Source organism: Flavobacterium cellulosilyticum, from assembly GCF_004349355.1.
Taxonomy (GTDB): domain Bacteria; phylum Bacteroidota; class Bacteroidia; order Flavobacteriales; family Flavobacteriaceae; genus Flavobacterium; species Flavobacterium cellulosilyticum.
In genome coordinates, this window is the sequence record NZ_SMFK01000003.1 from 189,678 (window position 1) to 204,591 (window position 14,914).

Annotated in this window: 14 protein-coding genes; 11 read left to right on the forward strand and 3 right to left on the reverse strand. The window is 32.9% G+C overall.

Features of this window, described 5'->3' with window-relative positions; genetic code table 11:
* The first annotated feature begins 17 nt into the window (after nt 1-17).
* The 5 genes from E0F76_RS07245 (at nt 18) to E0F76_RS07260 (ending at nt 5,159) form a co-directional block, all read left to right on the forward strand.
* The gene (locus E0F76_RS07245; RefSeq protein ID WP_132003528.1) at nt 18-473 is read left to right on the forward strand and encodes a YybH family protein; all 456 of its coding nucleotides are present in this window, start codon (nt 18-20) and stop codon (nt 471-473) included.
* 38 nt (nt 474-511) lie between these two features.
* Nucleotides 512-1,414: a hypothetical protein gene (locus E0F76_RS07250; protein WP_132003531.1), complete on the forward strand. Its 903-nt coding sequence runs from the start codon at nt 512-514 to the stop codon at nt 1,412-1,414.
* A 424-nt stretch (nt 1,415-1,838) separates the two neighbouring features.
* Complete coding sequence (locus E0F76_RS07255) at nt 1,839-4,430, forward strand: multicopper oxidase domain-containing protein (RefSeq protein ID WP_132003534.1); 2,592 nt, start codon at nt 1,839-1,841, stop codon at nt 4,428-4,430.
* A gap of 181 nt (nt 4,431-4,611) precedes the next feature.
* Complete coding sequence (locus tag E0F76_RS19470) at nt 4,612-4,719, forward strand: heavy metal-binding domain-containing protein (RefSeq protein ID WP_220398907.1); 108 nt, start codon at nt 4,612-4,614, stop codon at nt 4,717-4,719.
* Complete coding sequence (locus E0F76_RS07260) at nt 4,716-5,159, forward strand: universal stress protein (protein WP_132003537.1); 444 nt, start codon at nt 4,716-4,718, stop codon at nt 5,157-5,159. Before E0F76_RS19470 ends, E0F76_RS07260 begins: the two co-directional genes overlap by 4 nt.
* Nucleotides 5,160-5,387: 228 nt before the next feature.
* Here the strand turns inward: E0F76_RS07260 and E0F76_RS07265 are convergent, their stop codons facing one another.
* The 3 genes from E0F76_RS07265 to E0F76_RS07275 all read right to left on the reverse strand — a co-directional run bounded on the left by E0F76_RS07265 (nt 5,388) and on the right by E0F76_RS07275 (nt 7,236).
* Nucleotides 5,388-5,969: a DUF4136 domain-containing protein gene (locus tag E0F76_RS07265; protein ID WP_165932657.1), complete on the reverse strand. Its 582-nt coding sequence runs from the start codon at nt 5,967-5,969 to the stop codon at nt 5,388-5,390.
* A 114-nt stretch (nt 5,970-6,083) separates the two neighbouring features.
* Entirely contained in the window at nt 6,084-6,638 is a 555-nt protein-coding gene (locus tag E0F76_RS07270; protein ID WP_132003543.1) for a hypothetical protein, read from the reverse strand.
* A gap of 82 nt (nt 6,639-6,720) precedes the next feature.
* Entirely contained in the window at nt 6,721-7,236 is a 516-nt protein-coding gene (locus E0F76_RS07275) for a c-type cytochrome (RefSeq protein ID WP_165932658.1), read from the reverse strand.
* A 658-nt stretch (nt 7,237-7,894) separates the two neighbouring features.
* On the opposite strand from E0F76_RS07275, the gene E0F76_RS07280 reads away from it, so the two are divergent.
* The 6 genes from E0F76_RS07280 to E0F76_RS07305 all read left to right on the forward strand — a co-directional run bounded on the left by E0F76_RS07280 (nt 7,895) and on the right by E0F76_RS07305 (nt 14,913).
* Complete coding sequence (locus E0F76_RS07280; protein WP_246022001.1) at nt 7,895-8,212, forward strand: hypothetical protein; 318 nt, start codon at nt 7,895-7,897, stop codon at nt 8,210-8,212.
* A gap of 253 nt (nt 8,213-8,465) precedes the next feature.
* Complete coding sequence (locus E0F76_RS07285; RefSeq protein ID WP_132003549.1) at nt 8,466-8,894, forward strand: hypothetical protein; 429 nt, start codon at nt 8,466-8,468, stop codon at nt 8,892-8,894.
* A gap of 44 nt (nt 8,895-8,938) precedes the next feature.
* Nucleotides 8,939-9,154 (forward strand): hypothetical protein, encoded by a 216-nt coding sequence (locus E0F76_RS07290; RefSeq protein ID WP_132003552.1) that lies wholly within the window; start codon nt 8,939-8,941, stop codon nt 9,152-9,154.
* Between the two features lie 70 nt (nt 9,155-9,224).
* Nucleotides 9,225-9,908, forward strand: coding sequence for a HupE/UreJ family protein (locus E0F76_RS07295; protein WP_132003555.1), 684 nt, complete (start codon nt 9,225-9,227; stop codon nt 9,906-9,908).
* A 14-nt stretch (nt 9,909-9,922) separates the two neighbouring features.
* The gene (locus tag E0F76_RS07300) at nt 9,923-10,549 is read left to right on the forward strand and encodes a hypothetical protein (protein ID WP_132003558.1); all 627 of its coding nucleotides are present in this window, start codon (nt 9,923-9,925) and stop codon (nt 10,547-10,549) included.
* Between the two features lie 29 nt (nt 10,550-10,578).
* Complete coding sequence (locus E0F76_RS07305) at nt 10,579-14,913, forward strand: CusA/CzcA family heavy metal efflux RND transporter (protein WP_132003561.1); 4,335 nt, start codon at nt 10,579-10,581, stop codon at nt 14,911-14,913.
* The last annotated feature ends 1 nt before the right edge of the window (nt 14,914 follow it).

Genomic DNA, 14,914 nt, shown 5'->3' on the forward strand with positions numbered 1-14,914 from the left:
ATTTAAAATTAATAGAAATGAAATCATCAAAAAAATTGTTCGTAAAAGTTCTTTTATTAGTAGTGTCATCGGCAAGTATGTTTGCCCAAGACAAGGACACAGAGGCTGTAAAAGCGGTGCTAAAACAGTACAATACTGCTATTGAGAAATTAGATGTTACTGGTACTGAAAAATTATTTACTTCCGATTCAAAAATATATGAATCAGGCGGCAATGAAGGCAGCTATGCTCACTATTTAGAACATCACCTTGCACCCGAAATGAAAGCGTTCAAATCGTTCACTTTCAGCGATTATAAAGTTGCTGTTACCGTGAGTGGCGAGTATGCGTTTTCAACCGAAACGTACAATTATACAATTGTAGTGGCAAAAGACGATAAAGAGTTAAAACGCAAAGGAATTGGCACAAGTGTTTTAAAGAAAATGAATGGGCAATGGAAAATCATGATGAGTCATAATTCATCAAGAAAATAATACCATAACTTAGATTAGACTCATAAAGCGACAGGAGAATGATTAAAAAAATTATAAAATACTACTCCAAAAAAAAGCACATTATATGTCCTGATATCTACATCGGTAAAGGGACTGTTGCTCTATTGTTTTTTATAACCTTACTTTTTGCTTTAGCAATATGGTGGCTTAATCATGATCTATCTCTTCTGCATTACTGGAAAGATTTACCAGTAGATCATAAGATAATTGAACTTTTTTGCGAAAAAACAGAAATGAAAAAAGTGGTGCGCCAACCTGTTAATACATTTAGTGGAATAATCTATTTGATCGTGGCAATTATTATTTTAAAAGAAAGTCAGAAGGAATTAAAGAATAGTAGCGCTGAAAAACAAAACAAAGAAAATCTGATTCATAAAATATTTTTTGCCTTCATTCTTCTGTATGTTTTTTTAGCATGTACCTTCTATCATTCTTCACTTACGAATTTTGCTTTTAAAATTGATTTCTCGGCTGTATATTTTTTTTCGCTTTTTCCTCTAATTTATCTATCCTACCTATGGCTGCTTACTAATAATCCGAAACTGTCATATATCTCAAAAAAGAGTGTAATTATTGCCATCTATTCCGTTTATCTTATTGTCTGTCTTTTATTATCCTTTTTTGTTCCAAAAGGCAAAGAACATATAGTCAGTTTTGTATGTATTTTGATGTTTTTTGCATTTGCTATTACAATACTTTTAAAAAATCCCAAGAAAGAAAACGTCAATTACTTGGTCTCAAGTATTATTTGCACTATCGTAGCTCTTGTTTGGTTAAAGTTAGATAAACACACTTTTATGTGTAACCCTAACAGTTATTTTCAACCACATAGTTTGTGGAATCTATTTATAGGACTGTCAGGATTCTATTTTTACGTGTTTATGCGAAACGAAGATAATCCTAAAAAATATTTAACTTAAATATTTAAAAGCAAAAATAACTAGGATGCAAAATATTCAAAAATATAAATCAACAAATAGAAAATAGTAAGGCAAAAACAAAAAAGTAGTTTTTGTTTTTATCTAATAGTTCATAGATACAGAAAGAAGTCACTATAACCTATTCTAAAATAAATACGCCTCATTATATAAATTTAGAACAAACAACTAAATCATGAAAAATAATATAATCTAAATAACTTTTAAATCGAAAAATTATGGAAACTTAACACACAGTATCGCAGTTAATGGTAAAAAGACATCGGTAGTCGACCTCGAAATAAAAAAATTAATAAAAATTAGTATTATCAGCTAAAAAGCTGAAATTATGTTGATTAAAGCAAAACGTAAAGAACTAGATAAATAAAACCCTAAGAATTCATAAACCAATTAAAAATCAAAAAAAATGAAAAGAATAATAGTAGTAGCATTCATTCTCTGTATCTACTCCTTTGCGCAAGCGCAAGATATGAAGGGGATGAATATGAAGAAAAAAGAAAATACTGAGAAGACACAGTCAGTAACATACACCTGCGTGATGCACCCCGAAATTCACGCTGACAAGCCAGGGAAATGTCCTAAATGTGGAATGACATTGATTAAGGAAAAAATGAAAGCGGTTAAGAAATCGGCAGTTAAAAAGCAGGATGAAATGCAAATGCCCATGAAGGAGACTTCTAAAAAGAAGGACAATAGGGACAATATGAAAACGGATACTACTGATGCGCATCAAAATCATAATATGAGCAATATGGATATGCCAAAAGCAACTATAGAGACCGTAACTAAAATTGAAAACAACACACCGCCAAGAACAGTGCGTTACGATTTATATGTGCGAGATACGATCGTAAACTTCACAGGAAAATCTAAAAGAGCAATTGCTGTAAACGGACAAATACCGATGCCTACACTTACTTTTACAGAAGGAGACATTGCAGAAATTTATGTACACAACGAACTGGATGAAGAAACTTCTCTGCATTGGCACGGATTATTTCTACCCAACCGTTATGATGGTGTTCCCAATCTTACACAAATGCCGATCAAAGCGCATACCACTCATCTATACACCTTCCCTATTATTCAGCACGGAACGCATTGGTACCACAGCCACACTGGTTTGCAAGAGCAAATTGGAATGTACGGTAATTTTGTAATGAATAAAAGAGCTGAAGACCCAACTTTTAGAAGCGGTATTGACGATTTGCCAACTATACCAATAGTACTAAGTGAATGGACCGATATAAAACCCGAAAACGTACATCGAATGTTGCACAACGCAAACGATTATCCAGCCATTAAAAAAGGAACAACCCAAAGTTATGCAGAAGCCATAAAGCAAGGTTATTTAGGTGTTAAACTAAAAAATGAATGGAAAAGGATGAATGCAATGGATGTAAGCGATGTGTTTTACGACAAAATCCTTATGAATGGTAAGCAAAGTACGGATGTGAAAAGTATTGATGAAAAACCTTTAAAAGCAGGTGATAAAGTACGTTTACGCATATCTAATGGTGGGGCTTCTTCCTATTTTTGGCTTACTTATGCCGGTGGGAAAATAACGGTAGTTGCAAATGACGGTAACGATGTAGAACCTGTAGAAGTAGATCGATTAATTATTGGTGTTTCTGAAACTTACGATGTTGTCGTTACTATTCCTGCCGATAAAACTGCTTTTGAATTTTTAGCCACCACTGAAGATAGATTGTATTCAGCTTCTTATTTTATTGGGGATGGTATCAAACAACTTATCAAACCGCTTCCCAAACTTAAATATTTTGAAGGAATGAAAATGATGAACGGAATGATGAAAATGAATGGCGATTTAGATGATATGGGTATGAGTATGTCCTACAATCAAATGGATATGAATGTGGTAATGTACCCTGAAATTACCGGAGAACAAAAAAAGAAAGACGATAAAAAAATGCAGGATATGAAAATGACAGAAGCCGATTATAATAGTAATGCGCTTTCGGATATTACTACCTTAAATTATGCAATGTTAAAATCGCCAACTAAAACTATACTTCCTAAAGATGCTCCAGTAAGAGAATTAAAATTTGAATTGACAGGAAATATGAACCGCTATGTTTGGAGTTTAGACAACAAAGTAGTTTCCGAAGCGGATAAAATATTAATTAAAAAAGGCGAAAATGTTCGCATCACAATTCATAACAATTCTATGATGCGACACCCAATGCACTTGCACGGTCACGATTTTAGACTATTAAATGGTCAAGAAGATTACGCTCCTCTAAAAAATGTTGTGGATATAATGCCAATGGAAACCGATGTATTTGAATTTAATGCAAATGTAGAAGGTGATTGGTTCTTTCATTGTCATATTTTGTATCATATGATGAGTGGTATGGGGAGAGTCTTTTCCTATGAAAATCAAGAACCAAATCCCGAAATTCCTAACCCGAAACTGGCACAACGAAAATTATTTGCTGACGATAGAAAATTTCATTTTATGGCAGAAAATGATTTTGCAACAAACGGAAACGATGGAGAAGCGATGTATCAAAGTACACGTTGGAGTATTGGAACAGAATGGAGATTAGGATACAATGATATGCACGGTTACGAAACCGAAACACACATAGGACGATATATTGGTAAAATGCAATGGCTAATGCCTTTCATTGGTTTTGATTGGAGGTACAGAAAAATGGGAATAGACAATCAGGAACATAATCTATTCGGCCAAACCAATACCAAAGACAACAGGGCTGTTTTTAGTGCGGGGGTCAATTATACTTTGCCAATGCTAATAATGGCTCAGGTGGAAGTATTCACCGATGGAAATTTTAGATTACAATTTGAGCGTAAAGATATTCCAGTTTCTAAAAGACTACGAATGAGTTTAATGTGGAATACCGACAAAGAATATATGGCAGGTTTGAGATACATTGTTAAAAGAAACTTTGGAATAACAACTCATTATGATAGTGATATGGGAATGGGATTAGGAGCTACTTTTAATTACTAAAATTTTTTATTTAAGGTTAATGCTGAAGATGCTTATAGTAAAATATAAGCATCTTTCTTTACCTAAATATTTAACAACGTGTTAATTATACAACTATTATTAAGGATAATGTAACATTTTGATAAATTATTTATAGTACATTTATATTGTAAAAATTACTTCATACCAAATATTAAAAAAAATGGAAACTCAAAAAACGTACATCTGCCCAATGCATCCAGAAGTTACTTCGGATAAATCCGGAAAATGTCCCAAATGCGGAATGAATTTAGTCGAGAAAAAAGAATGAAAATTCTACTGGCAACCGACGGTTCAAAATATAGTAAAACAGCAATTAATGAAATTGCCAACAGACCTTTTCCGCCCAAAACTGAAGTATGCATTCTTGCTGTTTATGAAATTACAGCCATTGTAAACACATTAGAACCAATGGGCGTCTCCCACGAATACTATGCACAATTTGATGAAAACGCATTTCAAAATGCAGAAAATAATACAAAAAGTGCAGTCGAAATTCTTGAAAATAAAAATCCAAATCTGTTAGTAACAACAAAAGTAGTTTCAGGTTCACCAAAAAGCGTAATACTTGATGAAGCCGATAAATTTAAAGCAGATTTGATAGTAGTTGGCTCACATGGTTACGGAGCAATTGAGCGTTTTTTTTTAGGTTCTGTTTCGCATTCAGTTGCTTTACATGCAAAATGTTCTGTAGAAATTGTTCGTAAATAAAAAACGTAACAAGAGACAAACGCATATCCATTTTGTTGTGCCGAATTATTGAACTTATTGGTAGTTAAAACGATTTAATGTAAGTTCCCTTATTGTAAGTATATTGTATCGTCAAAAAGATTTGTAGGTGTTTTTATATCCATGTCTTTTTCTTGGCCTATTATTTAATTCATTTCCAGTAAAATCTAATGAATTGAACTTTTTTACATTTTATTTAGTCCATGTAGTTTACATCTTTTTTTTCGGACGTCTGTGTCCATTAAGAGGTTTTATGGGATAATTTTCAAGAATATCATACACTGCAGGATGTAGATTATCCCCAATATAAGAAGGGTCATATAAATCACCTTTAGCGGTTCCTGTCCATACAAGTTTATTCAGTTTCCGGTCAATTACATTCAGTGTGATTGCCCCTTCAGTATATTCTACCTTTTGGGTAACATAAGTGGTATAATTGTAATTATAGTGATGGAGGTAATAGTGATTGCCGGGATAATGGTAATAATAGGGGTTATGATAATACCAACCCAAAGGATAGGTAGAAGAAGGAGTACTGACTGTTTTTTCCTTTTTAACGGCAGTGATAACCAATTCCAGAAAAACATCTGGTGTGTCAATACTTATCTTGTATCCCCTCTCTCCCATACAATGACTAAAATAGTTACGTGCATTGTTGCGAATAATCTGGTTATTATATTCGCCACCAACTGTATCTTTATCCGGTAGCCAAGCAAAGGTTTTGTATTTCGTAAAATCAATACTGCGATCATAATTAGAAGTGATTTTCGTATAAACCCCGCATCCGGCCATAGCGACGAAAAGAAAGCTAATTAAATAGCCGTAAAAATTTTTATCTGTTTTCATGTTTTCTCTTTTTTAATGGGCCATTTTCTAAGTATTAATTATTTTTTTTTATGGATTTAATTAGTTAGATTTTTTAAGTACGGTCTGAAAAATTTGTATCGTTATTTCGTTGTTCCATCCTTTGGGTAAAATGATACCAAAATCACTTAATCTCAATTTAAAGTTGAGTGTAAGTAAACAGGAGATCGTTTCGTTACTTGCAATATGTATAAGCAATCCGTTTACAAATACTCTTTTCGTCTTTCCATTCAAATACAATTCAGCTCCAAAATTTAGTTTGTGATCTGGATGTTGTAATGTCTCCACGTAAGGAATGTTTAGTTGTCCTTTCAGTAATACCTGCCCAATGTTTGAGTTGATAAGCTTCACATTCAATGAATCTGTTGAAGTGTGTAGAATAGCTGGACTAAACATTAGTTCGATTTCAGCATTTTCATAATTGATTAAAACAAACAGATGATTGCTATTGGCTATTATAATGGAATCTCTGTGCGAACCTATAACTTCAATACTTCCTTCCCTCGTTTGATATCTTTGCTGTGCCTTAGCTGAAAAGCTCCATAGTAGTAATACAATATTAGTGAATACCCATACTATTTTTAATTTTTTTGCCATGATTTTATATTTAATATAATATAGGTCTGCTTGTACTTCTTTTTCTTAATTTGAATTATTTATATTTTTTTCTTTCATTTTTTTAATGATTCTGCCCTTGGTGTTCCATCATTTCACCTGAATTTTTAAGAGAATTTATATAAACATAAACCGAAAGGATTTGTTCTTCGCTCAAAATGTTTTCCCATGCTGGCATTGCAGTTCCCTTGACTCCTTTTTTTATGAGGTATATTCTTCCTTGATTTGAATAATAGGACGAATGTTTAGGGTTAGTAAAATCGGCTGGCTTTGGTTGTAATGTCGCTGCTCCTGGACCATCCCCTTTACCGCCACGACCGTGACAACTGGAACAATATTTTATGAATATCTCTTTCCCTTGTGCTAGCAGTTTCGCTGTACCAAGAGATAGGTTCTGATCATATTTTTCGCCTAATTCTTGTTTTAACCATTCACGAGTTTCATTCATTCGTTGTGAATGCTCGCTATGTTCAGGATTGTGATTTTCTTCTTCTTTTTGTTGAGGGTAGTTCTGTTCAACTGGTTTCTCTTTTTTTTCTGAATTCCGGCAGGAAGTAAGCATCAGCAGTACATACATCATTAAGATAATGATTGCAAGTTCTGTTTTTATAGTTCGATAGAGTTTATGCAGAGTGTGTCCGAAGAATGCACCATGATGTTTTGATTTTTTCATAGTTATTGAATGTTTTTTTTAGATTACACCAATATAAATACTCAATATTTTTAATCACTAAAAAACACTTAAATAACACACAAATCATTATACTTAAGTATTTTATAAATATTCTTTTCTATTTCAATATAAATTTACGATTTATTTAAATATGTCCTCGGAATTTATAAATTTTCTATTTCCATAAATTAGAAATTTCATTGACCCTAGATCCCCTATTTCACCTATGTTTATAAAGCTGAAAGTCAAATTATGCGGAGGTGCCAATTTCCTGTTACAATTTTAATAAAACCATATTTGAATTAATTTTAAATGAGTTAGAGTGAAAAACATAATAAATCTGTCCTTTGGATTAAATACAACATTACAATCTAAAAGTCAATAAAATTGATGAACCATTATCAAATTTTGTATAGCATTTACGGAAAATTAAGATTTACTTAATATTTAGTTTTCAAAGTATTGGTAGTCAATAAAATTTATTACTTTTACAATCTTGAAAAAATCAATTGCCATATCATTCCTTTTTATCTTTTTGTGTGCCAACACAGAAATAGGGCAATTATTGAAAATACCCACCTTAATACAACACTTTACAGAGCATCATGACGATGATCTTGATATTTCATTTGCTGATTTTATTGATTTTCATTACAATAACGATAAGCAACATTCTGACACAGACAAACATGACAATCATCAGAATTTACCTTTCAAAACAATCAATACAAATGTGAATACAATTCTTGCTTTTGAAAGCCAAACAGCGTTTTCTTTTCGCAAGCTTAACATTATTTCCCTAAACCGTACTGTACCTTTCAGTCAGGATTTTTACATTTCCAGTGTTTTTGCCTCTATCTGGCTCCCACCTAAATTGAGTTAATTCATTTTATTTTAAATCGTAATTAGTTATATTTTAAATATTTCTGATTGCTTATTTTAAAATACGTTTTGCTATTTAACTATAGCAAACGATATCTTGTATCAATTCCATTACAACACATCACGGACCTAGACCTTTAAGATTTTTATGTTACACTATAACTAAAATCCTTTTAGACTTCACAAAACACTCATAACGTTTTTAGTGCTGTACTGTAATGCTATCGCTATTTTTTAACTCTAAAACATCTGTAATGAAAAAAATAAAATCAATTGCAATTGGCATATTCTTGCTTGTTGTAGGAACAACAATTTCTAATGCACAAGTAAACGTAAATCAATCCAAAGGACCACATAACGGCGTCATACAGAATGTAGGGAACTACAAAATCGAAATGGTCGAAAGAGAAAACAACTGTAGTTTCTATGTATTAGATACCAAAGGAAAAACAGTCTCAAACAAAGGCGTTTCTGGAACCGTAGTATTCGAATTTTTCAATAAAACAAAAGCGACAAACCCAATTTCATTAGACATAAATAATGCTTTGTTTGTAGAAGTTCCTAAAGCAAACATATATACCTATTGTACCATTTCAGTAAATGTAAAAGGAAAAACAATTACTTCCAGATTTAGAAACAACCAAGTCTCTGAACATGATATTAATCACGGACACCAACATTAATTCAATTTTATTACTCTTTAATAAACTCAATTTAAATTACAATTATGAAAAATTTTTTAATAGTAGCGACTATCGCAATCGGAATGTTAACTTCTTGTAACCAAAAAGCAAAAAACGAAACTGAAAGCACAGAAATTCAGACTAATGAAACTACTAAACAAGTTCAAGAAAACACAGATAGTATTAATCAAGTTAGCATGGACAGTATTAATATAGTGGAACCCGATAAAGTTGATGCCGCACATGGCCACACCCATTAAATTAATTTAATAAGCCACTTCTCTTCCGAAAATTTTAGAAGAGAAGTGGTTTTAAAAGAAAAATAAAATTATGAATTCAAAAAAAATAATATTCCTTGCCTTACTACTTTTTATGTGCATCGGAAATGTTTTTGCCCACGGAGTTGATGAAAGTACCCAAACTTTTTTAACAGGAAATGATGGCGTAGCTTTTGGTCCATTTCTTTACATTGGTGCTAAACATATGCTTACCGGTTACGATCATTTACTTTTTTTAGTTGGTGTTATCTTTTTCTTATACCGCCCTAAAGAAGTGTTGTTGTATGTGAGCTTTTTTACAATTGGTCATAGCACAACCTTATTGTTGGGTGTTATGAGTGGCATATCCATTAACTCCTTTTTAATTGATGCCATCATCGCTCTATCAATAATTTATAAGGGGTTTGACAATCTAGGTGGTTTTAAGAGATTTTTCGGTAGACAACCCAATACAAAAGCAGCTGTTTTGATTTTCGGATTATTCCACGGTTTTGGGCTTGCGAGTAAGTTACAAGATTTCAAATTTGAAAAAGAAGGATTGTTTACGAATCTACTTGGTTTTAACATTGGTGTAGAAATAGGTCAGTTTATCGCACTTACTTTTGTATTGATTCTCATTACAATATGGCGTAGGCACCCAAGTTTTATGAAATTTTCAACATTCACAAACACCATGCTTATTGCTGCTGGATTTGTCCTACTAGGGTATCAATTAACAGGTTATTTTACATCTTAAAAAAAAATTAAACAATGTCAGAAATAAATCATCAAATAGTAGAAAAAAAAGAAATTATCAAAGCGGTCTTATTTGCTTTGGTTTTAGGAATAATCATTTTAGTTAGTGCAGTTTTACCTGCCGAATATGGAATAGACCCAATAGGAACGGGTAAATTGTTCGGATTCAGTAAATTGTATGTTCCAGAAAATGCAGGAGAAAATCAACTGGGACAAACAACACAAGAAACATTTCCATTAATAAAAATGGAAAAAGCGGGTTCTGGACCTGACGTAAAAAGACCTGTCGAGGCAGATAATCCAGCTCCAGAAAAACAATACGCAGAAAGAGAAGACACCGTCGAGGTTATTGTTCCAGCAGGAAAAGGAATTGAATATAAAATTTATATGCTGAAATACGGCAAAATGAAGTACGAATGGACTACAGACAAAGGAACCGTTTATTTAGATTTTCATGGGGAGGTAAAACAAGAAAAGGCAGTTAATGATGTCTATTTTGAAAGCTACACCCTTGCCTATTCCAATAATATGGTAGGAACCTTTTATGCTCCTTTTGAAGGAAAGCATGGTTGGTTTTTCAAAAATAATGAAAATACAGCCATTACTGTTACTCTAAAATTAAACGGACAATATTCAATGTAACTATTGAATATTCAATAATATAAAAAATTATGCTGAATAAAATAATAGAATTTTCTATAAAAAATAAGCTCATTGTTGGGTTGTTTACACTTGTGCTTATTGGGTACGGTATTTTCCAATTCACCAAATTACCCATTGATGCCGTTCCCGATATTACAGACAATCAGGTTCAAGTTATCACTTCTGCACCATCATTGGGAGCAACCGATATTGAACGGTTGATAACATTTCCAATCGAGCAAGCCAACAGTAATATTCCAGGACTGAAAGAAATTCGTAGTTTCTCTCGTTTTGGTTTATCAGTGGTAACCATTGTTTTTAATGATGCAACCGATGTGTATTGGGCACGTCAACAAGTAACCGAAAGATTAAGTGCTGTCAAAGAACTGATACCAAAAGGTATTGGTTCTCCAACTTTAGCACCGGTAACAACTGGTTTGGGAGAAATTTATCAATATGTAGTAAGGCCAAAACCTGGTTATGAGAAAAAATACGATGTAACCGAGTTAAGAACTATACAAGATTGGATCGTTCGCCGTCAATTATTAAGCGTTGAAGGTGTTGCAGAAGTAAGCAGTTTTGGCGGGAAATTAAAACAATATGAAATCGCCATTGATCCTAATAAATTGCAGTCTTACAATATTACGATTGCGGATGTTTTTAATGCTTTAGAAAAAAACAATGAAAATACTGGAGGTGCCTATATTGAAAAAGGACCAACCGTTTTATACATTAGAAGTGAAGGGTTAATCAATACAATCGAAAACATAAAAGACATATCTATTAAAAACACCAATAGTGGCAGTCCCTTATTTATTCGTGATGTTGCAGATGTTCGCATTGGTAATGCTATTCGTTACGGAGCAATGACTTACAACGGAGAAGGCGAAGTTTCGGGTGCAGTGGTAATGATGTTAAAAGGCGCGAATAGCAATATTGTTATCAAAGACATTAAAGAAAGAATTGAACAAATTAGAAAGACCTTACCGGAAGGTGTAATTGTTGAACCATTTTTAGACCGTACAAAAATGGTAAATAATTCTATTTCTACAGTTGGCAAAAACCTAATTGAGGGGGCATTAATCGTACTTTTAGTATTAATCTTTTTTTTAGGAAATGTACGAGCTGGTTTAATAGTAGCTTCGGTTATACCATTGGCAATGTTATTTGCAGTAATACTAATGAATTTATTTGGCGTAAGCGGAAATTTAATGAGTTTAGGAGCTTTAGATTTCGGGCTTATTGTAGATGGTGCCGTAATTATTGTTGAAGCCTGTTTGTTTAGTTTGCACGGTCGAAAAAAAGGAGAGGTTTCTCAACACGAAATGGATAAAACAGTTTTAGAAACTTCTGTAAGAATGCGAAATGTTGCCGTTTTTGGAGAACTAATTATTTTGATTGTTTACATTCCAATTTTTACATTACGTGGTATTGAAGGAAAAATGTTTTTACCAATGGCACAAACAATTGCCTTTGCTTTGTTTGGTGCTTTTGTTTTGTCATTGACTTATATTCCTATGATGACAGCTTTGTTTTTGAATAAAAAAATAACACACAAGCAAAACTTCTCAGATAAAATGATGGCAAAATTAGAAAATTTCTATCAGCCACTTTTAGAAAAAGCATTAGCCATTCCAAGGGTTATAATCGGAACTACATTAGCATTATTTGTTCTAGCGATCGTTACACTTTCATTTATGGGTGGAGAATTTATGCCATCACTTGAAGAGGGAGATTTTGCAGTAGAAACAAGGGTTTTGCCAGGAAGTAATTTGCAAACATCTATGACCGCGATTTCGCAAGGGGCAAAAATATTATTAGAAAAGTTTCCGGAAGTACAAAAAGTGGTTGGTAAAACCGGAAGTTCCGAAGTGCCAACAGACCCAATGCCTATTGATGCCAGTGATATGATGGTTATTCTAAAAGACAAATCAGAATGGACATCAGCATCAACATTCGATGAATTATCAGCAAAAATGGCAAAGGAACTCGAAGCTGTTCCAGGTGTTTCTTATGGATTTCAATATCCGGTACAAATGCGTTTCAACGAACTAATGACAGGAGCTAGACAAGATGTAGTGTGTAAAATTTTTGGTGAAAATTTAGACACTTTGGCTTTATACGCCAACAAATTAGGAAAGATTGTAAATACCGTTGAAGGCACTTCTGACCTATACGTAGAAACAGTTACTGGAATGCCACAAATTGTCATCGACTATAATCGTCCTGCAATTGCACAATACAATTTGAATATCGAAGACATTAATAAAATAGTGAATACCGCCTTTGCAGGACAAAGTGCTGGATTGATTTATGAAGATGAAAAACGATTTGATTTAGTTGTTCGTTTAGCAGGAGAAAATAGAAAAGACTTGGCAGATGTTCAAAATTTATTAATTCCAGCGCCAAACGGGATGCAAATTCCTCTATCTCAATTGGCAAAAGTAGAAATTACCGAAGGTCCAAATCAAATTCAACGTGAAGATGCCAAACGTAGAATTGTAGTTGGTTTTAATGTTCGTGGTCGCGATGTGCAAAGCATTGTAACCGAATTACAAAACAAGGTAAATACTCAAATCAAGTTCCCAGCAGGTTATTATCCAACCTATGGTGGTGCTTTTGAAAACTTAAATGCAGCAAAGCAACGATTGTTAATTGCAGTTCCAATATCTCTAATACTAATTTTTATCTTATTGTATTTTGCTTTCAAATCAGTAAGGCAGGGACTATTAATTTATTCGGCTATTCCGTTATCAATGATTGGTGGAATATTCTTTCTAGCAATGCGTGGAATGCCTTTTAGCATCAGCGCAGGAGTTGGATTTATTGCTTTATTTGGTGTGGCTGTTTTGAATGGTTTGGTTCTTATAGCCGAATTCAACCGCATAAAAAAATCAGGCGAAACCGATTTAAAAGCAATTGTGCTTCAAGGAACAAGAATACGTTTGCGACCCGTTTTAATGACGGCACTTGTAGCGTCGTTAGGATTTTTACCAATGGCATTAAGCAATGGTTCCGGTGCAGAAGTGCAAAAACCATTAGCAACGGTTGTTATTGGTGGATTGATTGTAGCTACTTTCTTAACTTTATTTGTTTTACCAATTTTATACATTATGTTCGAAAAAGGAATTAAATTAAAATCAAAAAAGATAAAATCAATTACAACAATCATCGTGTTGGGAATATTTTTCTCTTTTCAAAATACAAATGCGCAAGAAAAAATTTCAATAGATAAAGCAATTGAAACCGCATTGCAAAATAATCTAAAGGTTAAAAACCAAAAATTAAATTCTGAATATTTACAAAAACTGACCAAGACAGGATATGACATTCCAAACACAGGTATTATTAGCGAATATGGACAGTTTAATAGCATTGTGAATGATATTAAAATTGGAATTTCACAAAGCATTAAATTTCCAACGGTTTACTCTAGGCAAAAACAGCTTTTAATAGAAGAGTCCAAAACTGGCGAATGGAACGAAGCTTTACAAAGAAAAGAATTGACCAAGCAAGTTACAACCGTATTTTATGAAATGGTTTATCTCAAAGAAAAAGAACAGATATTACTGAAAAGTGATAGTATCTATTCGGATTTTTTAAGAAAATCAGTCCTGCGTTTTGACAAAGGAGAAAGTAATATTTTAGAAAAAGTAACAGCCGAAAACCAATCAGGACAAATAAAAATACAGTTACAAGAATTGCAAAGCGATTATAAAATACGCCAAACACAATTCAAATATCTATTGAATGACGATAAAGATTTTATGCCAGTGTGGGATAAGTTCAAAATGACTTTCGACGAAAAACTCGATGAGAATGCAATTGAAAATCAGCCAAGCATAAAACTAAAGGAACAAGAAGTAAATATCAATAAAGCCGAAATTGCTTTAGAGAAATCCAAGAAAATGCCGGAACTAATTGGTGGTTTGTATTGGCAGACTTTCAAAACCAATACCTCTTTTCAGGAAAACAACAATGGTGTTTACGGACAATTTGGCGTAGCACTTCCTTTATTCAATTCATCAATCAACAATAGGAAAAAAGCATTGGAAACCAAAACCCAAATCGCTGAAAATAATATGGGCTTTGAAAAATTGAAACTGCAAAACCAATATCACAATGTATTGCAAGAATATCAAAAAAACAAAACTACCATTGATTATTACGAAACCAAAGCGTTGAAAAGTGTTGATATAGTAACCAAAGCTGCCAACGATAAATTCAACAATGGTGACATTAATTATTTAGAATGGGTAATGCTAATCAATCAAAATACCCAAATTCAGAGTAATTATATTGAAGTCGTTAGAAAGTTAAACAATAGCATTATTGAACTTAATTCATTAACTAAAACTGAATAAC